This window comes from Enterobacter sp. JBIWA005 (assembly GCF_019968805.1).
GTDB lineage: Bacteria > Pseudomonadota > Gammaproteobacteria > Enterobacterales > Enterobacteriaceae > Enterobacter > Enterobacter vonholyi.
On sequence record NZ_CP074159.1, the window covers coordinates 3815338 to 3839374 of the forward strand.

24 protein-coding genes are annotated in these 24037 nt (G+C 56.0%); 10 read left to right on the forward strand and 14 right to left on the reverse strand.

The features are described from left to right. Positions 1–37 precede the first annotated feature (37 nt). Both lplT and aas read right to left on the reverse strand, forming a co-directional pair. Positions 38–1231, reverse strand: coding sequence for a lysophospholipid transporter LplT (lplT, locus tag KGP22_RS18075; protein ID WP_223580447.1), 1194 nt, complete (start codon positions 1229–1231; stop codon positions 38–40). Next, a complete protein-coding gene (gene aas, locus KGP22_RS18080) occupies positions 1224–3383 on the reverse strand; it encodes a bifunctional acyl-ACP--phospholipid O-acyltransferase/long-chain-fatty-acid--ACP ligase (RefSeq protein WP_223580450.1) in 2160 nt (719 codons plus the stop codon). The genes lplT and aas overlap by 8 nt, the downstream gene beginning before the upstream one ends. Before the next feature lie 425 nt (positions 3384–3808). On the opposite strand from aas, the gene galR reads away from it, so the two are divergent. Continuing rightward, positions 3809–4825, forward strand: coding sequence for an HTH-type transcriptional regulator GalR (gene galR, locus KGP22_RS18085; protein WP_127732218.1), 1017 nt, complete (start codon positions 3809–3811; stop codon positions 4823–4825). Here galR and KGP22_RS18090 read toward each other — a convergent pair. Continuing rightward, positions 4786–5262: a GNAT family N-acetyltransferase gene (locus KGP22_RS18090; protein ID WP_223582471.1), complete on the reverse strand. Its 477-nt coding sequence runs from the start codon at positions 5260–5262 to the stop codon at positions 4786–4788. The two genes, galR and KGP22_RS18090, sit on opposite strands and share 40 nt — an antisense overlap. Positions 5263–5491: 229 nt before the next feature. Between KGP22_RS18090 and KGP22_RS18095 the strand changes: the two genes are divergently transcribed. Next, a complete protein-coding gene (locus KGP22_RS18095) occupies positions 5492–6529 on the forward strand; it encodes a LacI family DNA-binding transcriptional regulator (protein WP_111966089.1) in 1038 nt (345 codons plus the stop codon). Here the strand turns inward: KGP22_RS18095 and lysA are convergent. Then, the gene (gene lysA, locus KGP22_RS18100) at positions 6499–7761 is read right to left on the reverse strand and encodes a diaminopimelate decarboxylase (RefSeq protein WP_223580452.1); all 1263 of its coding nucleotides are present in this window, start codon (positions 7759–7761) and stop codon (positions 6499–6501) included. The genes KGP22_RS18095 and lysA overlap by 31 nt on opposite strands. 121 nt (positions 7762–7882) lie before the next feature. Here lysA and KGP22_RS18105 point away from each other — a divergent pair, with 121 nt between their 5' ends. After that, entirely contained in the window at positions 7883–8815 is a 933-nt protein-coding gene (locus KGP22_RS18105; RefSeq protein WP_111966091.1) for a LysR family transcriptional regulator, read from the forward strand. 19 nt (positions 8816–8834) lie between these two features. Here the strand turns inward: KGP22_RS18105 and KGP22_RS18110 are convergent, their stop codons facing one another. After that, positions 8835–9386 (reverse strand): flavodoxin family protein, encoded by a 552-nt coding sequence (locus KGP22_RS18110; protein WP_173647440.1) that lies wholly within the window; start codon positions 9384–9386, stop codon positions 8835–8837. Between the two features lie 187 nt (positions 9387–9573). Between KGP22_RS18110 and KGP22_RS18115 the strand changes: the two genes are divergently transcribed. Beyond that, positions 9574–9966 (forward strand): helix-turn-helix domain-containing protein, encoded by a 393-nt coding sequence (locus tag KGP22_RS18115; protein WP_111966092.1) that lies wholly within the window; start codon positions 9574–9576, stop codon positions 9964–9966. A gap of 14 nt (positions 9967–9980) precedes the next feature. Here the strand turns inward: KGP22_RS18115 and KGP22_RS18120 are convergent, their stop codons facing one another. From KGP22_RS18120 to KGP22_RS18145, 6 genes are all read right to left on the reverse strand, one after another. Then, complete coding sequence (locus tag KGP22_RS18120) at positions 9981–10673, reverse strand: aspartate/glutamate racemase (protein WP_223582473.1); 693 nt, start codon at positions 10671–10673, stop codon at positions 9981–9983. Between the two features lie 132 nt (positions 10674–10805). Further along, positions 10806–12221 carry a sugar porter family MFS transporter gene (locus KGP22_RS18125; RefSeq protein WP_149367469.1) on the reverse strand — a complete coding sequence of 472 codons (1416 nt, stop codon included), beginning with the start codon at positions 12219–12221 and terminating at the stop codon, positions 10806–10808. Positions 12222–12532: 311 nt separating this feature from the next. After that, a complete protein-coding gene (kduD, locus tag KGP22_RS18130) occupies positions 12533–13294 on the reverse strand; it encodes a 2-dehydro-3-deoxy-D-gluconate 5-dehydrogenase KduD (RefSeq protein WP_223580453.1) in 762 nt (253 codons plus the stop codon). 63 nt (positions 13295–13357) lie between these two features. Then, positions 13358–14194, reverse strand: a complete 837-nt coding sequence (gene kduI, locus KGP22_RS18135) for a 5-dehydro-4-deoxy-D-glucuronate isomerase (RefSeq protein ID WP_223580454.1) — start codon at positions 14192–14194, stop codon at positions 13358–13360. Positions 14195–14428: 234 nt separating this feature from the next. Continuing rightward, positions 14429–15607 carry an acetyl-CoA C-acetyltransferase gene (locus KGP22_RS18140; RefSeq protein WP_111966096.1) on the reverse strand — a complete coding sequence of 393 codons (1179 nt, stop codon included), beginning with the start codon at positions 15605–15607 and terminating at the stop codon, positions 14429–14431. A gap of 93 nt (positions 15608–15700) precedes the next feature. Further along, the gene (locus KGP22_RS18145; RefSeq protein WP_111966097.1) at positions 15701–16567 is read right to left on the reverse strand and encodes a LysR family transcriptional regulator; all 867 of its coding nucleotides are present in this window, start codon (positions 16565–16567) and stop codon (positions 15701–15703) included. Positions 16568–16672: 105 nt separating this feature from the next. Here KGP22_RS18145 and KGP22_RS18150 point away from each other — a divergent pair, with 105 nt between their 5' ends. Both KGP22_RS18150 and KGP22_RS18155 read left to right on the forward strand, forming a co-directional pair. After that, positions 16673–17134 carry a multidrug/biocide efflux PACE transporter gene (locus KGP22_RS18150; protein WP_149367471.1) on the forward strand — a complete coding sequence of 154 codons (462 nt, stop codon included), beginning with the start codon at positions 16673–16675 and terminating at the stop codon, positions 17132–17134. Positions 17135–17253: 119 nt separating this feature from the next. Further along, positions 17254–18483, forward strand: coding sequence for an amino acid permease (locus KGP22_RS18155; protein ID WP_111966099.1), 1230 nt, complete (start codon positions 17254–17256; stop codon positions 18481–18483). A 36-nt stretch (positions 18484–18519) separates the two neighbouring features. On the opposite strand, the gene KGP22_RS18160 is transcribed toward KGP22_RS18155, so the two are convergent. Then, positions 18520–18990, reverse strand: a complete 471-nt coding sequence (locus KGP22_RS18160) for an Lrp/AsnC family transcriptional regulator (RefSeq protein WP_223580455.1) — start codon at positions 18988–18990, stop codon at positions 18520–18522. Between the two features lie 115 nt (positions 18991–19105). Here KGP22_RS18160 and KGP22_RS18165 point away from each other — a divergent pair, with 115 nt between their 5' ends. Continuing rightward, positions 19106–19717 (forward strand): LysE family translocator, encoded by a 612-nt coding sequence (locus KGP22_RS18165; RefSeq protein ID WP_223580456.1) that lies wholly within the window; start codon positions 19106–19108, stop codon positions 19715–19717. Positions 19718–19744: 27 nt separating this feature from the next. Here the strand turns inward: KGP22_RS18165 and KGP22_RS18170 are convergent, their stop codons facing one another. Continuing rightward, positions 19745–20017, reverse strand: a complete 273-nt coding sequence (locus KGP22_RS18170) for a GNAT family N-acetyltransferase (RefSeq protein WP_008499687.1) — start codon at positions 20015–20017, stop codon at positions 19745–19747. A 10-nt stretch (positions 20018–20027) separates the two neighbouring features. Beyond that, positions 20028–20258: a 4Fe-4S mono-cluster protein YjdI gene (yjdI, locus tag KGP22_RS18175; RefSeq protein WP_008499689.1), complete on the reverse strand. Its 231-nt coding sequence runs from the start codon at positions 20256–20258 to the stop codon at positions 20028–20030. Between the two features lie 176 nt (positions 20259–20434). Here yjdI and KGP22_RS18180 point away from each other — a divergent pair, with 176 nt between their 5' ends. The 3 genes from KGP22_RS18180 to KGP22_RS18190 all read left to right on the forward strand — a co-directional run bounded on the left by KGP22_RS18180 (position 20435) and on the right by KGP22_RS18190 (position 24011). Next, the gene (locus tag KGP22_RS18180; protein ID WP_111966102.1) at positions 20435–22075 is read left to right on the forward strand and encodes a sensor histidine kinase; all 1641 of its coding nucleotides are present in this window, start codon (positions 20435–20437) and stop codon (positions 22073–22075) included. Beyond that, positions 22059–22754: a response regulator gene (locus KGP22_RS18185; protein WP_111966105.1), complete on the forward strand. Its 696-nt coding sequence runs from the start codon at positions 22059–22061 to the stop codon at positions 22752–22754. The genes KGP22_RS18180 and KGP22_RS18185 overlap by 17 nt, the downstream gene beginning before the upstream one ends. A 168-nt stretch (positions 22755–22922) precedes the next feature. Further along, complete coding sequence (locus tag KGP22_RS18190; protein ID WP_127732238.1) at positions 22923–24011, forward strand: ABC transporter substrate-binding protein; 1089 nt, start codon at positions 22923–22925, stop codon at positions 24009–24011. Positions 24012–24037: the final 26 nt, after the last annotated feature.

Genomic DNA, 24037 nt, shown 5'->3' on the forward strand with positions numbered 1-24037 from the left:
CGGGAGAGGTCGGGGTGAGGACATCAGGCCTCACTTATCAACGGCGACGCTGCCAAATCCACAAGCCCGCGATCGCAATCGCAAACAGCCCGCCAAACCCGACGCCGATCCCCACCACCGGCACACCCACTTTTACCGCCAGCGAGTAGAGCCCCAGCATTAACAGCATTGCCAGGTTTTCACCCAGGTTTTGTACCGCGATAGCATTTCCCGCCCCGACGGTCTGCTTACCCCGTTCCTGCAGCAACGCGTTCAGCGGCACCACGAAGAAGCCCCCCAGAATACCAATCAGGATGAGGAGGACATACGCGGGCAATAACGCATGCTGCAGCGAGAAGATAAGCACCACGACGCCAATCAGGATCCCTGCGGGCATGCAGCGCGCTACCGTCTCGAGCGTCACCAGCTTCGCCGCCGCACCCGCCCCAACCACAATGCCGATGGCCACCATCGCATTAAGATAGGTCGGCGTCGCATTGTCCGTAATGCCCAGCGCCACCGGCACCCACAGGACCAGCAGGAAGCGCAGCGTGACGCCCGCCCCCCAGAACATACTGGTCCCCATCAGGGAGAAACGCGTTTCCCCGTTACACCACAGCACACGGCACGCGTTGAAGAAACTGCCGGTCATCGGTTTGAAGCGCCAGGATTGCCCCGGGCGAGCCACTGGCAGCTTCGGAATAAAGAGGTTTGCCACAACTGCCCCGCCATACACCACCGCGCAGATGCCCAGTGCCGCCAGGACATGCCAGTCGGCCAGTACGCCGCCCGCGACGGATCCGAGCAGAATAGCGGCAATGGTTGACGACTCCATCAGGCCGTTGGCTTTCACCAGCTTATCGCCCGTGGTCAGCTCGCCGAGGATTCCATACTTTGCCGGGGAGTAGGCGGCAGCGCCAATGCCCACCAGCGTGTAGCCAATAAACGGATTGAAGCCAAAGCAAATGCTGGCGGCACCCAGCAGCTTGAGACCGTTGGCAAACATCATCACCCGGCCTTTCGGGAAGCTGTCCGCTACCTGCCCGACGAACGGAGCAAAGATAATGTAAGCGCCCACAAACACCATCTGCAGGATCGGCTGGCTCCAGTCGGGGTAAAACTCGGCTTTCAGCAGCGCCAGCGTGGCGAACAACAGCGCATTATCACCGAACGCAGAGAGGAACTGCGCGGCAATGACCGCCATCATGCCTTTTGAACGCAGTGAGGTGTTAGTGTGTACTGACTCACGCATTTTGCTGTTCCGCCTCTTCAACCATGCCTTTCAGGGTCACGAAATCGGGCTTCCCGCTACCCAGCACCGGGAGCTGCTTCAGGTAGCGAATGTCGCGCGGCACGGCCAGTTCAGGGATACCGTGTTCACGCGCATAGCTCAGTAACCTGTCGCGCTTAAGTTCAGCGTCGGTCGTAAACAGCACCAGCGCCTCGCCTTTGCTGGCATCACTCTTCACCACCGTAGCATGCATCTTATCCACAGACACGGCCGTTGCCAGCTGTTCGACCATTTCCAGAGAGACCATTTCACCGGCGATTTTGGCAAAGCGTTTCGCGCGTCCCTGAATCTGTACAAAGCCCTGCTCATCGAAACGGACGATATCCCCGGTGTCGTACCAGCCGGTTTCAACCTCGCCGTTGACGTTTTCCGCCGTCGGCGCTTCCAGCACGCCCGGGTTTTCCACGCGCAGATAACCGTTCATCACGTTTGGCCCTTTCAGCTGCAGACGGCCACCGTCCTCAATGCCCGGCACCGCCAGCAGACGCGCATCCATTCCCGGCAGGATTCGGCCAACCGTACCCGGTTTCGCCGCCATCGGCACGTTAATCGAGACCACGGGCGCACACTCGGTAACGCCATAGCCTTCAAGAATGCGCAGGCCAAACTTGTCCTGCCAGATCTGGCGCGTGCTCTCCTGAAGTTTTTCCGCACCGGCCACCACATACCGCACGCGATAGAAGTCATACGGATTGGCGAAACGCGCATAGTTGCCCAGGAAGGTTGAGGTTCCGAACAGGACGGTGCAGTTACGGTCATAGACCAGCTCCGGCACAATGCGGTAATGCAGCGGGCTCGGGTAGAGGAACACTTCTGCGCCGGTCAGGAGCGGCGTGAACAGCCCCACCGTCAGGCCAAAAGAGTGGAAAAGCGGCAGCGCCGACATAAAGCGGTCATTCGCGGTAAAGTCGGCAATGCTTTTGATCTGCTCAACGTTCGCCAGAATGCTCTTGTGGCTGTGGACGACGCCTTTCGGGTTGCCCTCCGATCCCGACGTGAAGAGGATAATCGCGTCATCTTCCGGCTGCTGTTTGACCTGCGCCAGACGCGGCATCAGAAGATGCGCAAAAATCCATAGCTTGTCGCCGGTGGTCACGTCCGCTTTCAGATCCTCCAGGAAGACCCAGCGCACCTGGGTGAGCTGCTCGGGAAGATGCCAGAGCTTGCCTTTGTCCAGGAACTGTCGGGAGGTAAAGACGGTATTAATCTGGGCTGCGGTGATGGCGCTGGTCAACCCTTTTACGCCCGCCGTGTAGTTCATCATTGCCGGGATACGGCCCCGGGAAACCGCACCGAAAATCACCGCCGCGCTAATGCCCGCATTAGGCAGCATCAGGCCAATCTTTTCGCCTTTTTTGCTGTACTTCTCCAGAATACGGCCCACAAACAGGGTTTTGGTCAGCAGTTTGCGATAGGTGTCCGGGGTAAAGTTGATGTCTTCGATGCAGTTTTTCTTCGCGCCATAGCGGTACTGCGCGGATAGCAGAGATTCGTACAGCGTTTCGCGCGGGCGCACGGCCATGCGCGCTTCCATCATAATCTGGTGCAGCATTTCCCCGGCGATTTTACGGCGATCGCGGGCACGCGGCGCTTCTGGCATCGGTAACGACGTTGGCGGCAGAATATGCAGGGTTATTTTAGGGAACAGACGCTGCTTCACCAGCCCCTTCAGGCGGCTGAAATGGGTTAGCTCCGCGCCTTCAATGCGCAGCGGCACCACGGTCGCTTTTGACTTCGCTGCAACAAACCCCGCGCCGTCGTAGATTTTCATCAGCGAACCGGTCACTGAAATACGCCCTTCAGGGAAAATAACCACCGGACGCCCCTGCTCAACCAGACGCACCAGATGCTTAATCATCATCGGCTTGGTCGGGTCGAGCGGCACAAAATCAATCAGCGGCGTGAGCCAGCGCATGTACCACTGCTGGCTGATAGAGGTATAGACCGCAAACACCGGGCGCACGGGTAAAAACAGCGCCAGCAGGATGCCATCTATAAAGGAAACATGATTTGGTGTGATAAGAACGCGTTCGCCGCGAAGCGCCTGGGCATCGCCAGTGACGTGGAGGCGAAAAAGAATACGGAACAGTGTACGGAAGAACCCAAATAGCATCTCAACTCCCTTTGCCAGCCAGTGTGGAGGGTTGATAGTAAATGGTGGCAGATTACACGATAAGTGATACGGGAGCGACAGCAAAAGTGGAGGCGAAAAAAAACCTGCGCATCCGCGCAGGTTGGTGCAAGAGATGAGTACGAAATCGTACTAAGAATTCTCACCAATCAATACCTCTGGGATCTCAACTGTATCAATCTCATTAACATCCTCGCCATCGGACAATCGCAACAGCCTGAGGCAAAGTGTAATCAAAGGTTCAGATTGACATTCTTCAGACATGACTGTGCGTGTAACGATTACACCACCAGGGTTGTCCTGCGTCACGTTTGTGGAGTGCGGAAATCCGCTCCCCTTGAATGCGCGCCGCTTTTCCGCAACACTATTTGGTGTGTAAACGCTTACCCCCAATAAGAAGGTAATGAATGGCGACAATAAAGGATGTGGCCCGTCTGGCAGGCGTGTCGGTGGCAACCGTCTCCCGCGTGATTAACGACTCCCCAAAAGCCAGTGACGCATCGCGCCAGGCGGTACAAAATGCCATGGAATCCCTGAACTATCATCCCAATGCCAATGCCCGCGCGCTCGCCCAGCAGTCCACCGAAACCATTGGGCTGGTGGTGGGTGATGTTTCCGATCCCTTTTTCGGCGCCATGGTTAAAGCGGTTGAACAGGTTTCTTATCAGACAGGTAATTTTTTGCTGATCGGCAATGGCTATCATAATGAACAAAAAGAACGCCAGGCCATTGAACAGCTGATCCGCCACCGCTGCGCGGCGCTGGTGGTTCACGCCAAAATGATCCCGGACGCCGAGCTGATTCACCTGATGAAGCAGATGCCCGGAATGGTGATCATCAACCGCATTATTCCCGGATTTGAAAAACGCTGCGTGGCCCTCGATGACCGCTACGGTGCCTGGCTTGCAACGCGGCACCTTATTCAGCAGGGCCATACCCGAATTGGCTATCTCTGTTCAAATCATCCGATTTCTGATGCAGAGGACCGCCTGCAGGGCTACTACGATGCCCTTCGTGAAAACGGGCTGCCGTGTAATGACCGCCTGGTGGCCTACGGTGAACCGGATGAGAGCGGCGGTGAACAGGCAATGACCGAGCTGCTGGGTCGCGGACGGAATTTCACGGCGGTTGCCAGCTATAACGACTCAATGGCAGCAGGGGCGATGGGGGTGTTGAATGACAACGGAATTGAGGTACCGGCAGAAATTTCGCTGATTGGCTTCGACGACGTGCTGGTCTCCCGCTACGTTCGCCCGCGTCTGACCACCGTGCGCTACCCAATCATCACCATGGCAACGCAGGCCGCCGAGCTGGCGCTAGCGCTGGCTGAACAGCGCCAGCCGCCGGAAATTACGCATCTGTTTAGCCCGACGCTGGTTCGTCGTCACTCCGTTGCATCGCCTGCGGAAGCGCAGAGCGAATAACGGTAGAGGTGAACCCGCGTGTTCGGGTATTCCAGACCATCACCGATGTACTGCCAGCCGTAACGTTCGTAGAAGTCGCGGCAGGCAGACCAGAGATGGAGCTCCTCATACCCGGACTGCGCTGCGTAAGCGATAACATGCTGCTGAAGTTGTCCCGCCAGCCCCTTACCTCGCGCCGCCTCATCAACGTACAGCGCCGCCAGCCATGGAAAGAGATCCTGTCGGGTGATCAAATCGCAGCGCCAGAGCCCTACCGTGCCAAGAAGCTGTTCGCCTTCAAGGGCAATAAACGTTAACGGTAGTGCCCCCGGGGTCTGGCTATGCTCAACGATGCTGTGGAAAAATTCCCGAGGAAGCCCTTCGCCAAAGGCCTGCCAGATCCAGTCGGTAACCTGCTCTGCGAAGTGTGGAGCCTGGTAAAGCGGGAGGATGGCTATCTTTTTCACGTTTCACCTGCATTTTCTCATGTATTTACTGGCCTGAAGCTCCAGCCCGGTTCGGTGATTATCTTACCAGAGTCAGGCTATTGAGTTTGACTTCAGGCTGGCCGGACGAATCGTTACCAAAAAGCGTGATCGTGGCAGAGTTTTTGCGCTTCCCGCATCGCTTATACGGCATAAGCTCTGTGGTAAACTGCAGATCGTTACGTGGAAGCAGGAATGTAGAATGGCAACAATGCTGGATGTATCACTGCGCGCGGGCGTGTCGAAGGCCACGGTATCGCGCGTGCTGAACGGCACAGGTCAGGTAAAAGAGAGTACGCGTCAGCAGGTGTTTGCTGCGATGGAAGAGCTGGGCTATCGCCCGAACTTTCTCGCGCGCTCGCTGGCTAACCAGACCAGCAACAGCATTGGTCTGGTCGTCTCGACCTTTGACGGCTTTTATTTTGGCCGCCTTCTCCAGCAGGCGTCGCGGCAGACCGAAACTCACGGCAAACAGCTGATCGTCACCGACGGTCACGACGCGCCGGAACAGGAAGAACAGGCGGTGCAGATGCTGGCCGATCGCCAGTGCGATGCCATCGTGCTTTACACGCGCTACATGAGCGAAAAAGCGATCGTCAAACTGATGAACACCGTGAAAACGCCGCTGGTGGTCATTAACCGTGAAGTGAGCCAGGCGCCGGATCGCTGCGTGTTCTTCGAACAGCAGGATGCCGCATTCAAGGCCGTGGATTACCTGATCGGCCAGGGCCATCGGGAGATCGCCTGTATCACCGTCCCGATCCACACTCCCACGGGTAAAGCGCGGCTGATGGGCTATCGCAAGGCGCTGGAAAAGCATGGTATTCGTCTGGACGAGCGTCGGATAAAGTACGGCGATGCGGGAATGACGCGGGGATACGAGCTTTGCAAGGAATTGATTGCCGACGGAGTACCGTTTAGCGCCCTGTTTGCCTGTAACGACGATATGGCGCTGGGTGCGTCTAAAGCGTTGCACCAGGCGGGGCTTAAAATCCCGCAGGATATTTCACTGTTCGGCTTTGACGATGCCCCAAGCGCGAAATGGCTGGAGCCTGCGCTCTCATCGGTTTATCTGCCCATCGACAATATGATTGTCACGGCCATCGATCAGGCGATCCGGCTGGCAAAAAACCAGCCGGTCGATGCCATCCCGCCGTTTACCGGCACGCTGGTCTTACGCGATTCGGTCACAACGGGGCCGTACTTTAATCAGATGAGTTCTAAAGCCAGCAGTTCCTGAATGGTCTGGCGACGGCGGATCAGCCGCGCTTTACCGTTATCAAACAGCACTTCCGGCAGCAGCGGGCGGCTGTTGTAGTTAGATGACATAGATGCCCCGTAGGCACCGGTGTCATGCAGCACAAGATAATCGCCCGGTTTGACCTCTGGCAGCGCGCGGGTTTCCACTTTGCCGCCTTCCTGCTGGGTAAACACGTCGCCCGATTCGCACAGCGGCCCCGCAACGACCGTCTCAATGCGCGGCGCCTGCGTTAAATCACGGCCGTCAGCAGCCAGGGCGGTAATGTGGTGATAGCTGCCGTACATGGACGGACGCATCAAATCGTTAAAGCCTGCGTCAATCAAGACGAAGTGGCGAGAGCCCATCTCTTTCACGCTGCGTACCTGCGAAACCAGCACGCCGGCTTCCGCCACCAGGAAACGACCCGGCTCAATTTCCAGCTTTACGGCATGACCCAGATGCGCGGCAATTTGGTCACGTGCGGCGCTCCACAGACCGTAATAGTGATCGGTATCGATCGCCTCTTCACCTTCGCGATAAGGAATAGAGAGACCGCCGCCCGCAGAGATCGCCTCCAGATCCTGACCGAAGTCGACAACCTGGCGCACCATCGCGCCGCACACCTGTTCCAGGTGGCCGTAATCCACGCCAGAGCCAATATGCATATGAATACCCACCAGCTTCAGGCCGTAGCGCTGTAATACCTCCAGCGCGGCAGGCATATCGGCATACCAGATCCCGTGCTTGCTATTTTCGCCGCCGGTATTGGTTTTTTGGCTGTGGCCGTGACCAAAGCCCGGATTCACCCGCAGCCAGACGCGATGGCCGGGAGATACCTGACCCAGCTGCTCCAGCATATCCACAGAACCGGCATTCACCGGGATCTGCAGCTCGTGAACGCGCGCCAGCGTCGCGTCGTCGATCACATCGGCGGTAAAGACGATCGCGTCGCCGTCAGCTTTCGGATCGTATCCGGCCGCCAGCGCGCGTTCGATTTCGCCAAGCGAGACGGAGTCGACCTTCACGCCCTGCTCACGCATCAGGCGCAGAATATGAATATTGGAGCAGGCCTTCTGGGCAAAACGCACCACGTCAAACTGATGCAGGGCGGCGATCTTCTCGCGGACAATCTGCGCGTCGTAGACCCACACCGGACAGCCAAATTCGGCAGGCAGGCGCAGCAGGTTGTCGGCGTTCAAATCGGTATCAGTCTGGTTCAGCGGGCGTGGCATGGTCTTCTCCGGATAAATGCGTTTTGATGATTACGCCACAGCGCAAAGAGAATAAAAAATATCGTTTTATCGCGAGTCTATGCAAAAATGATATGGACAGTTCTCTGCTTTCAGGTGCCCTATGCCCGCCGTCAATTTACGCCACATCGAGATTTTTCACGCCGTGATGACCACCGGCAATCTCACCGAAGCCGCACAGATGCTGCATACCTCGCAGCCGACGGTGAGCCGCGAGCTGGCCCGCTTCGAGAAAGTGCTGGGGCTGAAGCTGTTCGAACGCACCCGGGGCAGGCTTCACCCTACGGTGCAGGGACTACGCCTGTTCGAGGAAGTTCAGCGCTCCTGGTACGGGCTGGACAGAATAGTGAGTGCAGCCGAAAGCCTGCGCGAGTTTCGCCAGGGCGAGCTATCGATCGTCTGCCTGCCCGTCTTCTCGCAATCTTTTTTACCGATGCTGCTGCAGCCCTTTCTGGCGCGATACCCGGAGGTCAGCCTCACCATCGTGCCTCAGGAATCTCCCCTGCTTGAAGAGTGGCTTTCGGCTCAGCGCCATGATTTAGGCCTAACCGAAAACCTCTCAACGCCAGCAGGCACGGCGCGCACGGAGTTACTTTCGTTAGATGAAGTATGCGTTCTGCCCGCCGGGCATCGGCTTGCCGGTAAGGCGGTGCTCACGCCTGAGGACTTCCACGGGGAAAACTACATTAGCCTGTCGCAGACCGACAGTTACAGACAGCTGCTGGATACCCTGTTTGCCGAGCATCAGGTCAAACGGCGAATGGTGGTGGAAACGCACAGCGCGGCTTCAATTTGCGCGATGGTGCGAGCGGGCATCGGCGTCGCGGTGGTGAATCCGCTTACGGCGCTGGATTATGCGGAAAGTGGAATTGTTGTGCGTCGGTTTAGCGTCTCAGTTCCTTTTACCGTTAGCCTAATCCGTCCATTGCATCGTCCCGCATCGGCGCTCGTGGAGGCGTTTAGCGAACATCTACAGGGAGGGCTAAGTATGTTGGCGGGCCAGCTAAATAAGATGTTGAATCAGACGCCCCGCTGAACTGCGGGCGTCTGAAAACTCAGTTAAAACGTTTCGCAATGGCCGCAACACGCTCGCCGAATTTAACCGCGGTTTGCAGATCGCCGCTGGCAATGGCGCCAGCATCAGCATCCGATGGAGACTGCACCAGCAAACCTACTGAACCGCCCAGATTATTAATGTCCTGACGGGTTGCCGCGAGAGTATTTGACGGCGGCAGCCCCAGGCTCACCCAGATCCCACCGTGCTGAGAGGCTAGCGTTTGCAGATATTGCAACGATACCTGCTTATCACCGTTCAGGCTGGCGCTGTTGCTGAATCCCGCGAACACTTTGTCCTGCCAGCTACGTACGAACCAGGCTTTAGAGGTCGCGTCAGCGAATTTCTTAAACTGCCACGGTACGCTTCCCATGTAGGTTGGCGCGCCAAAAATAATCGCTTTGGCATCGTTGAGTTTTTGCCAGTCGCTTTCCTGAATATCGCCATTACTGTCAATGGCGATAAGCTCAGCCTGCGCGCCCTCGGCGACAGTTTCAGCAACGCGTTTGGTATGGCCGTAGCCAGAATAATAGATAACTACAACGCTCATGATAGATCTCCTGATGCAATATTGCCTTGTGAGTCAAACGATTAAGACGACTTTAAAATTGCTCTGCGAGCCCGTTGCCATTTTCGGTTCCCTGGTATCAAATAGAAACCTTACGTCGTTTTATACACGCAAACATTCACGGGCGTAAGAAGGCACCTTTACCTCACCAGGTTACCTCGAGGGAACCACCATGACCCATACAGCAGTTCTGAAAAAGGAGATGCCTCCTTACAACGTGTTCGATGAGCGCTGCCCGACCCGCGGCGTGCTGACGCGTATCGCCGATAAGTGGGCACTGTTAATCCTTGCGCGTCTGGAGAAGGGACCGATGCGCTTTAGTCATCTTCAACGCGATATTCAGCGAATCACCAAAAAGGTGCTGACCCAGTCTTTACGCAAGCTGGAACGTGATGGGCTGGTGTCGCGAAAGATATTCGCCACGGTACCTGTAACAGTCGAGTACAGCCTGACACCGCTTGGCCAGACATTAACTGAAACGGTGACGGTGCTTGCGCACTGGGTGGAAAATAATATTGATGCCATTGTGGCGGCGCAATCCGCCTATGACGCCGCCAACACGTAAACCAGAACGGGTGCTCAGGACAACATAAACGCCACGGCATCCGCAGCATGGATAGCGGTGGTATCAAATACCGGAAGAGGGCTTCGCTCAACCGGTACCAGCAAACCGATCTCCGTGCAGCCGAAGATCACCCCTTCGGCCCCCTGCTGCGCGAGTTTATCGATAACGCTGACGTAATACGCGCGGGAAGATTCGCTGAAGGTACCGAGGCAGAGCTCGTCAAAGATAATCTGATTGATGCGCGCCCGATCGTCTTCATCCGGGATCAGGCTCTCGATCCCAAATTCACTGTGCAAACGTCCGCGATAAAAATCCTGCTCCATAGTGTAGCGTGTACCCAAAAGCGCTACGCGGCGCATCCCGGATGCCGCAATCACACGCCCGGTCGCGTCCGCGATATGCAGAAACGGCAGCGAGCAGCGGTCTTCAATATGCGACGCCACTTTGTGCATGGTATTGGTACAAAGCACTATACCCTCGGCGCCAGCACGCTCCAGCCCAAGCGCCGCCTGGGCCAGGATCTCCCCGGCTTTATCCCACTCGCCGCTCGACTGGCAGGCTTCGATTTCATGAAAGTCAACGCTGTGCAGCAGCAGGCTTGCGGAGTGCAAACCACCCAGACGCAGTTTCACCCCTTCGTTAATCAGGCGATAATAAGGGATTGTCGATTCCCAGCTCATTCCACCTAACAGGCCGATCGTTTTCATCATCCCTCCTTTTCGTTGGTTTCTTTTTTTAACACATCCGATGCGAATAAAAAAAGGCGCTGCATTCAGCGCCTTTTAAACAAACATTGGTTATCCCCTGCATACGTTGGGACAGGTAAACGGGCAATACGATCACACGCCGATGTTTCGAAGTTTCTCTCCGGCCATCAGCTTGCGCTCGATGTGTTCCAGCGTCACGCCTTTGGTTTCCGGGATCAGCCAGAACGTGACGCCAATAAACGCCACGTTCAGCACGGTATAGAGCCAGAACGTTCCCGCTGCGCCAATCGCGTCCAGCAGCGTCAGGAACGTCGCGCCGATGATCATGTTCGATACCCAGTTGGTGGTCGTGGAACAGGTGATGCCAAAGTCACGGCATTTGAGCGGCTGAATTTCGGAGCACAGGATCCAGACCACCGGCGCGGCGCTCATCGCGTAGCCTGCGATACACATCATGGTCATCCCGACAGAAAGCCAGGAAAGTCCGCTTGAGGCCGTACCGTTATCAAACTGCATCAGGCAGTAGCCCAGGATCAGCGTGCCGAGCGCCATCACGCTGAAGCCAATTTTCAGCGCAGGTTTACGGCCCGCCTTGTCAACGGTGAAAACGGCAATAAAGGTGGCGAACATGAAGGTCAGCCCGACCACCAGGGTCGCGATCATCTGCTGTTCCGTGGTGGTAAACCCGGCCATTTTGAAAATCCGCGGCGCGTAGTACATGATGATATTCATGCCGGTGAACTGCTGCATCGCCTGCAGAAGCATGCCGAGGAATACCGCCCGGCGTACGTTGCGATTGATTTTAAACAGCGCCCAGCCTCCCTGCTTCAGCTTCAGGCTTTCGCGGATCTCGTTCAGCTCTTCGCGGGCTTTTTCTGAGGTATCGCGCAGCATGCGCAGCACCTCTTCCGCCTCCACGTGGCGCCCTTTTTGCGCCAACCAGCGCGGGCTGTTTGGCAGGAAAATCACCAGGACGATCAGCACCAGCGCCGGTAAGGCCAGCACGCCCAGCATCGCGCGCCAGTTGCCGCTGTAGCTGAAGTAGGTGTCAGACAGAAACGCCAGCACAATACCCAGCGTGACCATCAGCTGATACATGCTGATCATCTTGCCGCGCACGTTTTCGCTCGCCATTTCGGAGAGATAAAGCGGCGCGGTGTAGGACGCAATCCCCACCGCCACGCCCAGCAGCACGCGGGAAAGCAGCAGGATTTCAACGTTAGCGGCAAACGCCGAGCCAATGGAGCCGGCAACGAACAGAATTGCCCCGACCATCAGGCTGTATTTGCGCCCCAGACGGAACGACAGCCAGCCGTTGAACAGCGCGCCGATGGCCGCACCGAGCATCATGCTGCTCACCACCCACTCCTGCAGGCGACTGCTGAGGGTAAAGTGATCGCTAATAAACGGTAATGCGCCGGCAATAACGCCAATATCCAGTCCAAATAACAGGCCAGCCACGGCGGCGGCAATGGAGACAAACTGGTTCATGCGGCGAGTATCACGCAGCGCAGCGGGCATTAGGGTAGAGTCATTTATAGATGTCATATTTTTCCTGCCTCAACAGCAAAATTCGTTAAATGAAATTACGAGATAGCGAGAAAAAGTGTCAGGCGGGAAAAGGTGAAGATATGGATTATTTCGCTGCGACATAGCGATCTGTGATGGACATTACAATTTCAACTAACGCTTAATAATCACGTTATTTTACTAATGCATTAATTTTTCAGAATTAAAAGTGTGACGGATGTCGTTCATGATTTTTTAGTATGGATTTTTCGTGTTTACCCATATGGACTTTGACAATTTTTGAGCAAAAAAACCTCCGCCCGAAAGCAGAGGTCCAGACCCGATGCGGGTTATCGCGCCAGCCAGCCGCCATCAACCGCCACGGTGTAGCCGTTGATATAGTCCGATGCCGACGAGGCCAGAAACACTACCGGCCCCATCAGATCGCCCGGCAGCCCCCAGCGCCCCGCCGGAATACGGGCAAGTATTTCCGCGCTGCGCTGCTCGTCTGCGCGCAGCTGCTGCGTGTTGTTGGTCGCCATGTAACCCGGCGCAATGGCATTCACATTGATATTATGTTTCGCCCACTCGTTTGCCAGCAGGCGGGTCACGCCCATCACGGCGCTTTTGGACGCGGTGTAAGACGGCACGCGGATTCCCCCCTGGAACGAGAGCATAGAGGCAATATTCACGATCTTGCCGCCGTTCCCCTGCGCAATAAAATGCTTCGCCGCCGCCTGGGACATGAAAAATACGCTCTTGATGTTAAGGTCCATCACGTCGTCCCAGTCGCGTTCGCTGAAGTTGATCGCATCTTCACGGCGAATCAGCCCGGCGTTGTTGACCAGAATGTCGATATGGCCGAATTCCGCTACCGCGCGATCCAGCAGTTCAGGAATGGTATCGATTTTACGCAGGTCGGCGGTCAGGCTCAGGAAACGGCGTCCCAGAGCCGTCACGCGCTCGATGGTTTCTGTAGGCTCAACGATATTAATCCCGACGATATCGCAGCCCGCTTCCGCCAGGCCTAACGCCATCCCCTGACCCAGCCCGGTATCACATCCGGAAACCACCGCCACTTTCCCCTGCAGGGAGAATGCATCCAGAATCATGTTTATTCCTTACTCTTTCAGAGCCTGTCACTCACAGGCAGGTTTATGCTTCACTGCCTGCGACTACCGCAGATCGCTGACCGCAACATGGTCCATATCATCAAAGACCTGGTTTTCGCCCACCATTCCCCAGATAAAGGTGTAGGCTTTTGTCCCAACGCCGGAGTGAATAGACCAGCTCGGTGAAATCACCGCCTGCTCGTTGTGCATCACGATATGGCGCGTTTCCTGCGGCTGTCCCATCATGTGGAACACGCAGGCGTCCTCATCCATATTGAAGTAGAAGTAGACTTCCATGCGGCGCTCGTGGGTATGGCACGGCATGGTGTTCCACAGGTTGCCAGGCGCCAGCTCGGTCAATCCCATACTCAGCTGGCACGTCTCCAGCACGTCCGGCACGAAGTACTTATTGATGGTGCGGCGGTTGCTGGTGAGGTTGTCGCCCAGCGTCACGGGCGCGACGTCTGCCGGGGTCACTTTTTTGGTTGGACAGGTGGCGTGAGCCGGCGCGCAGTTGTAGTAAAACTTCGCAGGCCTGCTGGCGTCGATGCTGGCAAAAACCACGTCTTTCGCCCCTTTACCCACGTACAGCGCCTCGCGATGGCCAATCTCATAGCACTGTCCGTCTACGGTGATGGTGCCCGGCCCGCCGATGTTAATCACACCCAGCTCGCGACGTTCGAGGAAATAATTTACGCCCAGCTGTTTACCGACCTCGCCGCCAACGGAGACGGTTTTCGTGACGGGCATAATTCCGCCCACAATAATGCGGTCGATATGGCTGTAAACCATAGTGTACCTGTCGGCCTCGAATACCTGCTCGACTAAAAACGCATTGCGCAGCCCCTGAGTATCCAGCGTTTTGGCGTGCGCACTGTGGCTGCTTTCTCTGACGTCCACGGTAACCTCCAGATGTGGTCATGCCCGAAGGCGGAAATAAACGAAACAGCGTTCCGTTTTTCATAATGAGCACATACTATCGGCATAAAGTGGGCTTTTCAATGAAATTTAAAACAACGTTTCATTTTTATTTTTGTTTATAACGGAAATGGTGTTCGGATCACAATTAAGCCGCCAGGAGAAAAAGGGCGCGAAAAAAAACCTCCCGGAGGAGGTTTTTTTAATGAGAAGAGGTTAGCGTTCGATGGCCAGCGCCACCCCTTGCCCGCCGCCTATACAAAGCGTGGCAATTCCTTTGCGGGCATTGCGCTTTTTCATTTCGTGGACCAGAGAAACCAGGATCCGGCAGCCGGACGCCCCGATAGGATGACCCAGCGCGATCGCCCCACCGTTAACGTTGACTCGCAGCGGATCCCACTCCAGCATTTTTCCGACGGAGATCGCCTGAGCGGCATAGGCTTCGTTCACTTCAATCAGATCCACATCCGAAAGCTGCCACCCCGCACGCTCCAGGCAGCGGCGGGTCGCGTAGACCGGTGCGATCCCCATTAACGCAGGATCAACCCCCACGCTCGCAAACGCCTTAATGCGGGCCAGGACGGGGAGATCGAGCTCAAGAGCTTTGCTTTCGCTCATCATCATAACGGCGGCAGCGCCGTCGTTAATGGAAGAGGCATTTCCTGCCGTCACTGAGCCCTGCATTTCAAACGCGGGGTTTAGCCTGGCCAGGCCTTCAGCACTGGCGTCAGTGCGCGGCTGTTCATCGGTATCTACGACGACATGCTCGCCGCTCTGACGCTGCGTGCTGACCGGGACAATTTCGTCGCGAAAACGACCGGAATCGATCGCCGCACGCGCTTTTTGCTGCGAGCTTAGCGCATAGGCATCCTGCACCTCACGGCTGATGCCATACTCGCGCGCCAGGTTTTCAGCCGTCACGCCCATGTGATAATCGTTGAATGCGTCCCACAGCCCGTCATGCACCAGGCTGTCGAGCAGCTGACTGTTGCCCAGCTGTGCGCCGGTCCGGCTGTCGGTCAACACGTGCGGCGCGCGGCTCATATTCTCTTGTCCGCCCGCAATGATCACGTCCGCCTCACCACACTGAATGGCCTGCGTCGCGAGATGCAGCGCTTTCAATCCTGAACCACAGACGTCGTTGATGGTGATGGCGGAGACGGTATTGGGCAGCCCGCCCTTCAGCGCCGCCTGACGCGCAGGGTTTTGCCCGGCACCGGCCGTGAGAACCTGTCCCAGGATCACCTCATCAACTTCATGTGCTGCGATCCCGCTACGTTCCACCAGCGCTTTCACCACCACGCTGCCCAGGTCAACCGCGGAGTGACGCGCGAGCGATCCCTGAAAACAGCCGATAGCTGTACGCAACGCACCCACTATAACGACATCTTTCATCACGACCTCTGTGTTAAATGACATGACGATAGTAGAGGATTGTTACTGGCAATTATCTTAATTGTTTAAAAATAGTGAGATTAATCACAAGGATCAGCGCGCATCCTGCAGATACTGCCGCAGCCAGCTTCCGGCAATGCCGGGAGGGGATCGTTTATTCCACAGCAGATCGATGCCGATCGCCCGCGGCCAGCCGGGAACATTGAGCTGTACCAGGGATTTCGCGGCGGCAAATTCATCCACCAGCGCGCACGGCAACACGCACCAGCCAAATCCCTGTACCGCCATACTCAAGAGTAACAGGTAATTCGGGGCTGACCAGACGGGCCCGCGCGCGATCTCCGCCTCGCGCTCAAGATAGGTGCTCAGCCGCAGCTCCCTCCAGCCGTGCAGCTCGTCACGCTGAACGTCATGTTGTCCGGCGAGCGGATGCGTGGTCGCGACATAGATCGCCATGCGGGTCTGCATCGGCAGCCGGATGGCGCCGATATCCGTAGGGTAACCGTCTCGCGCTTCGGTGAGGCCAACCTGCGCGCGCTCCTTTTGCAGCAGATCGATCACGTCCTCTTCCTCGCCAATCAGACATTCGAATTCCGTATGGGGAAAGCGCGCGTCAAACTGTTTCATCATCTCTTCCAGCACGTCCGGGTTAAGGGTATCGGAAAGGACAAACGTCAGACGCGCCTCCGTTTGCGCCGATAGCGACACCGCCAGCTCATCCAGCCGCGTGCTGGCGGCGAGAATAGCCTGCACATAGCCCAGCACCTGTTCCCCCTGGGCCGTCAATACCGGCTGGCGCGCAGAGCGGTCAAACAGCTCGAAGCCCAGATCGGCTTCAAGATTGGCAATGGACGTGCTGATCGTCGACTGGCTTTTGCGCAGCCGGCGTGCGGCTGCAGAGAAAGAGCCTGCCGCAACGGTCTCGACAAACGCGTTAAGAGCTTCGGGTGAATAGCGCATAACCTATCTACTTTAGCGATGGATACTATCTTTAATATATCAGCTTTAGCGATGAAAATAGGCCACATCAACGCCCATACCGGCGAATTAACGAGGTCTATCGCTATGCAACATCAGGATGCACTCCAACGTAAACTGCCGGAGCGGATCTTTCATGCTGTCTGTTTTGAAGGGATTGCGACGGCGATCCTCGCCCCTACCGCGGCGTGGCTTATGCAGCGTTCCGTGGTGGAAATGGGCGGGTTGACCATTGTTCTGGCGACCACCGCCATGCTGTGGAACATTATTTATAACTTCGGCTTCGACCGCTTCTGGCCCGTTCAGCACGTCAAACGTACGGCAAAAGTGCGTGCGCTGCATGCGCTTGGGTTTGAATGCGGGTTTATTGTGATTGGCGTGTCGATTGTCGCCGCCGTGCTGGGCGTTACCCTGCTGCAGGCATTCACACTGGAAATAGGTTTCTTCCTGTTCTTCCTGCCGTACACCATGTTCTATAACTGGGCGTACGATTGCCTTCGCGAGAAATTTCTTAAGCGTCGCCAGCAACGGCGCGCCCTGGCAGGCTAAACACCTTCTGGCCGGACGCCCGCTCCGGCCATTCACCTTCGAAGCAACTGCGCTCTCGGTGCATAACTATGGTAAATTGCACTCCATTCCGATGGTTTGATAGTTGAAACGTTGCTCTAATGTCGAAAATTTGGTCAAAAGATGAGACTCTCTGGAGTTTCGCTCTCTACGGCACGGCCGTGGGCGCAGGAACGCTGTTCCTGCCCATTCAGCTGGGCTCCGCAGGCGCAATTGTCCTGTTTATTACCGCCCTCGTGGCCTACCCCTTAACCTACTGGCCGCACAGAGCGCTGGCGCAATTTATTCTGTCGTCGAAAACGAAAGGCAACGAGGGGATCACCGGCGCCGTTTCGCACTATTACGGCCGGAAGATCGGCAACCTGATCACCACGCTCTATTTCATCGCCTTCTTTGTGGTGGTGCAGATTTATGCGGTGGCCATCACCAACTCGCTCACGGAGCAGCTGGCGAAACACCTGACGGTTGATACCGCCGTTCGCGTGCTGGTCAGCCTGGGCGTGGTGCTGGTCCTGAATCTGATCTTCCTGATGGGACGGCATATCACGATAAAAGTGATGGGCTTCCTGGTGTTTCCGCTGATTGCCTATTTCCTGTTTGTCTCGCTCTATCTGATAGGCAGCTGGCAGCCCTCGCTGCTGACCAGCCAGATGGCCGTCGATCGCCACACGCTGCACCAGGTCTGGATTTCGATCCCGGTGATGGTGTTTGCGTTCAGCCATACCCCGATTATCTCCACGTTTGCCGTTGACCGTCGCGAGAAGTTTGCCGATGGCGCCATGGATAAATGTAAAAAGATCATGAAGGTGGCGTACCTGATCATTTGCCTGAGCGTGCTGTTCTTTGTCTTCAGCTGCCTGCTCTCAATTCCGCCGTCGTACATTGTGGCCGCCAAAGAGCAAGGGGTGACTATCCTGTCCGCGCTGTCGATGATGCCTTCTTCACCGGCGTGGCTGGGCATTTCCGGGATTGTCGTGGCGATAATTGCGATGTCGAAATCGTTCCTCGGCACCTATTTTGGGGTGATTGAAGGGGCGACGGAGATCGTGAAGTCGTCGCTCAGTCAGGTGGGGGTGAAAAAGAGCCGCGCCTTTAACCGCGCGATTTCCATTATGGGGGTGTCGTTAATCACCTTTGCCGTCTGCTGCATTAACCCGAACGCCATTTCGATGATTTACGCCATCAGCGGCCCGCTTATCGCCATGATCCTGTTTATCATGCCGACGCTGTCGACGTATCTGATCCCCTCCCTGAAACAGTACCGCTCCATTGGCAACCTGCTGACGCTGATCGTCGGGGTGCTGTGCGTGTCGGTGATGTTTGTCGGCTAACGCCCTGCATGCCCGGCGTTCTGCCGGGCATGTCTCTCAGTCTCGCCCAGCTGATTCCAGCGGAAAAGGCCTGTCCTGCACCACCGTTTTCATGACAAGCGTAGATCGAAGGTGCTGCACGCCGGGCATGGCGGAGAGCTTCTCGTCGTAGAGTTTCTGGAAAGCGGACAGGTCGCGGGTCACGACGTGCATTAGATAATCGGGATCGCCAAACAGGCGCTGCGCCAGCACGATCTGCGGGATCTCCTCCACCGCCGCTTCAAACGCGCTAACCGCCTTTCTGTCACCCTCCTTCAGCGTCGCAAACACTATCGCCAGGAAGTTGAATCCCATTTTGGCGGGGTCGAGGCTGGCACGGTATCCCGTTATCGCCCCGCTTTGCTCCAGCGCCCGCACGCAACGATGGCACGGCGAGAGGCTCAGATTCACTCTTTCCGCCAGCTCGGTCAGGGATAAGCGGCCATCAGACTGTAGCTCAGCAAGAATTTTTCGATCGATGCTATCCATGTGGAAGATTTTCTCAATTTCACCGTTTTGTGAGCATAACATTGAAAGCCTATTTCGCAGAGTTAGCGATATTCTTTTTCTCAACGTTTGACGCACTGCGGGAGTCTTCAGGACGATGGAAATGAGTATTGTGGCCGGCTTTTGGGTGGTTTCTTTTCTGCTTATCATGACGCCGGGTGCCGACTGGGCCTACGCCATTAGCGCCGGGATTAACGGGCGACGCGTGGTACCGGCGGTGATGGGGTTAATGTCCGGGCATCTGTTAGCCACGCTGGTTGTGGTGGCTGGCGTGGGGGTCGTGATTGCTCAACATCCGCTGGCGTTGACCGGGCTGACCGTGGCTGGCGCTCTGTATCTCATGTGGCTTGGCATAATGTTGCTGCGTCACCCTGCCGCACCGGAAAAGGCCACCCACCATGCGGGAAACTGGAGGCAGTGGGCGGTGAAAGGACTCTGCATTAGCGGCCTAAACCCAAAAGTGTTTTTACTGTTCCTGGCGCTGCTTCCTCAGTTTACGGACCCGACCGGAAGCTGGTCGATAGCGATGCAGATGTCCGCGCTTGGTATGATGCACCTTATCACCTGTACGCTGGTCTATCTGCTGGTGGGGTATGGTTCGAAAGCGGTGCTGGCGACCCGACCACAGGCGGCGCGTCTGGTAAGCATGGCATCGGGAGGGATAATGGTGCTGATCGCGATGGTATTGCTTTTTGAGCAGGTGAGATAAAAAAACACCGGCCATCGCCGGTGTTATTTACGCCCGAATATCGTCATATTCCCGCGTTTTATCAAACTCATGTTTCGCGAACGGGCACAGCGGGATAATTTTACGGTTCTCACCGCGCATCTTCTCCACCACTTTCGCTACCAGCTGTTTACCGACGCCCTGCCCTTTCAGGCTCTCATCCACGTCGGTGTGCTCGATAATGCTCAGGTGCTCGCCGGTCGGTACGAAGACAATCTCCGCGACCTGGTTGCCGTTCGCATCATTGACGTAAAACTTGTTATGGCCTTCCAGAATATCCATGGTTCCTCGCTTATTTTTGGCGATACTTCAGCGCACCGCTCGGGCAGGTATCAATCACGCGGACAACCGTTTCAACGTCCACTTCATCGGGAATGATCCACGGTTTACGTTTGAGATTAAACAGCTTTGCGCTGCCACGCACGCAGTTACCAGAGTGTTTGCAAATCCCGGTGTTGAAGTAAACGTCAATTTTCTCGCCGGTATAGGCCCGGTAACCCGCATCCAGTAGCTCTTTATCCATGACATTGCCTCTGTAATTATTATCGTGCTGAATGAAGAATAGCCTGACGGGATCCTGCTGGCTATATCGTTGAAAACGAAAAGCCAGGTCACAACTCTTTTCTTGTTAGATTGCGTCCGCTAGTGGCGCATGTCAGGCTCGGAAAATGTCACTTTTGCATAACTTGCGCAGGTTGAATGAAACGCAGACTCTCTTTTCAGGTAAAGCTATTTTTAGCGCTGGTGTGCTTCTCCTGCCTGCTGTTAGTTCTGCTGGGAACGATCCTGTTTCATTTTATTGACCGGCAGCTCCATCACGATCTCGGTCAGCGCGCCCGGGTTCAGGCCAGCCAGATCGCGCTGATGCCGGGTCTGGCGGCAATGGTTGCGGCCCGGGATATCCCCGGCATCGCCCGGTTAATTCAGCCGCTGCGCGCCGAAAGCGATGCCAGCTATATTGTGATTGGCGATACCGAGGAACAGCACCTTTATCATTCTGAATCCCCGGAGCGTATAAATTTACCGATGATCGGCGGGGATAACGCGGAGGTATTAAAGGGCAAAACTATTATTTCCGTGCGTCAGGGCGGGATTGGCGTGTCGCTACGCAGCAAAGCGCCCATCTTCAACGCGCAGCATCAGGTGATTGGTATTGTCTCGGTCGGCTATCTGACCTCCTATATTGCCAATATTAACGCCCGTATTCTCTGGCAGTCCGGGCTGTACGGCGCGGCTCTTCTGCTGCTGCTGTTTATGTTCTCCTGGCTGTTTACCCGCAATCTCAAAAAACAGATGTTCCGACTGGAGCCGAAAGATATCGCTCAGCTGGTTTTGCAGCAGCGCGCGCTATTAGAAGCCATGTATGAGGGGGTATTTGCCGTCAATGAAGAGAAGCAGCTGATTTTAATTAACCGCGCCGCACGAGAAATGCTGGATATTCGGCAAAGTGAGAAAGAACTTATCGGTAAACCGCTGGAAGACGTTCTGCAGACGTCGCCGGGCTTTTTATCCCAGCGCTACGCCTCGGTCAGCGCTGGCAGCCACGACCAGATTGCGGTGCTGAACCAGCGCGAGGTGATCGTCAACCGCGTGGCGATTGAGGTCGAACCGGGCGTTGAAAGCGGCTGGGTCTACAGCTTTCGCGACAAAAACGACATCAACACCCTCAGCAGCCAGCTCAGTCAGATCAAGCGCTATGCGGATAACCTGCGCATTATGCGCCACGAGCAGCTGAACTGGACCGCCACGCTGGTGGGCTTGCTGCAGATGAAACACTATGACGAGGCGATCCGTTACATTCAGGTGCAGTCCGAAGGCGCGCAGCGGGTGCTGGACTTTGTCTCCGCCCGTTTTTCCTCTCCCGCGCTGTGTGGGCTGCTGTTAGGCAAATACGTTAGCGCGCGCGAAAAAGGCATCGAGCTGCTGTTTGATCCCGCCTGCCAGCTCACCCGCATGCCCGCCACGCTCAACGAAACGGAGCTGATGTCGGTTATTGGAAATCTGCTGGATAACGCGGTGGACGCAACCCTTAAAGCACCGGTCCCCGCGCCGGTAGAGCTTTACATTTCAGACCGCAACCAGGAGCTGCTGATCGAGGTGGCTGACCGGGGCTGCGGGGTGGACGATGCGTTGAAGCCGCACATTTTCCGCCAGGGATTCAGCAGCAAGCCGGACAGCGAAAACGACATTGTGGGCACCGAGCACGGTATTGGCCTGTATCTGGTGGCAGGATATATCGACAAGGCTGGCGGCACTATTGAGATTGCCGACAACACGCCACAAGGGACTATTTTTTCTGTGTTTATTCCGAATGGGCAAAAGCATGACCCGAGCAATTGACGTTGTGATCGTTGAAGATGAGCCGCACCTGGCGGAGCTGCATCGCGAGTATATCGAGCAGAATTTTCATTTGCGCGTGGTGGGCATCGCCGCGTCGATTGAGCAGGCATGCCGCCTGATTCGTCAGCATCAGCCGCGGCTTATCCTGCTGGACAACTATCTCCCGGACGGTAAAGGCGTGGAGTTAATTGATAATCCGCTACTGAAAAGCTATGAGTGTTCGGTGATCTTCATCACCGCCGCCAGCGATATGCAGACCTGCAGCCACGCCATGCGCAGCGGCGCGTTTGACTACCTGATTAAGCCCGTCTTTTTCCAGCGCCTGCACGCCTCTCTGGAACGGTTTATGCGTTTCATCCACACCGTGCAGCAGGTGAAGGTGGTCGACCAGCATGCGCTGGATCGCCTGTTTAATCTTCCCGCAGCGGAAGCCTCCATTACGCCGTCGACGAAGGGCATTGAACCCCAGACGCTGGAACGGATTAAAAACCTGTTCGCCGAGCATCCCGATACCGCGATGTCGGTTGAAGAGGTGGTGGAAAAGGTGGGGATCAGTAAAACCACGGGGCGTCGCTACCTTGAATACTGCGTGGAGAGCGGGTTAATCAGCGTCGAAATGCTGTATGGCAATATTGGTCATCCGCGAAGGTTATACCGCAAAGCGCCCGATAAACCGTAATCCAGAACTGTTCACAGGCTAACGTTCGTGGATTTTATGGTGTTAATTGCTGAAACGACGGCGACAATCACACTTCGGAATCATTGCCCGCTTCACCCTCTTGTGGGTGGAGCCCGATACGCTATGTTGACAATTAGTTCCTCAAATGTAACTAAAAGGTTAACTATAATGTCGAACACGTTCCGAATTTCTCTGCTTACCGCTACCGTACTGTTCTCTGCTTCTGCACTATCTGCCCTGCCGCAGGGCTATCCTGCTGAGTATCAAAAAGTTGTTGATGCCGCAACGAAAGAGGGCAAGGTTGTTATTTACTCCACCACCGACATCAAAGCTGCCGGACCGCTGATCCAGGGCTTCGAAAAAACCTATCCGGGCATTAAAGTCGAATACAACGACATGAACAGCACCGAGCTGTACAACCGTTTCATCAGCGAACAGGCTTCCGGCGGCGTGAGCGGCGACGTGGTCTGGAGCTCCTCTATGGACACCGGCCTGAAGCTCGCCACAGACTACGCCATGGAGTATAAATCGCCGGAGCAAAGCCAGCTGCCGAAATGGGCGGTCTGGAAGGATAAGGCTTATGGCACTACCTATGAGCCGGTGGTCTTTATCTACAACAAGCGCCTGATCCCAGCCGGCGACGTGCCGGATTCTCACGCCGCGCTGGCGAAGCTGATTGCCAGCCAGACGGACAAATTCAAGGGCAAAGTCACCACCTACGACATCGAAAAATCGGGTTTGGGCTTTATGCTTTCGGTGCAGGATCACAACGCCGATCCTAATTACTTCAAAACCCTGGCCGACGTCGCCAAAGGTGGCTTATCGGTGCAGTCGTCTACCGGCACCATGATGGAGCGCGTCTCCTCCGGTGAAAACCTGATCGGCTTCAACATCCTCGGTTCCTACGCGGAAGCGCGTGCGAAGAACGATCCTTCGCTCGGCATTGCCTATCCAAAAGATTACACCCTGGTGCTGTCGCGCGTATCGTTCATCAGCCAGCAATCGCAAAACAGCAATGCCGCGAAGCTGTGGCTGGACTACGTGCTGTCTGAACAAGGGCAAAACATTCTGGCCAATCAGGCGGACATCCCCTCCATTCGTAACGATATCGAAGGGAAAAATGATATCGACGGCCTGACCAAAATCCTCGGCAACGCGCTGAAGCCAATTCCGGTTGATGAAACGCTGCTGGAATACCTGCAGCCGAAAAAACGCCTGGAGTACATCAAAGAGTGGCGTACCGCCGCCGGTAAATAAGCGTCTGAGCGCGGCGCAGGCCGCCG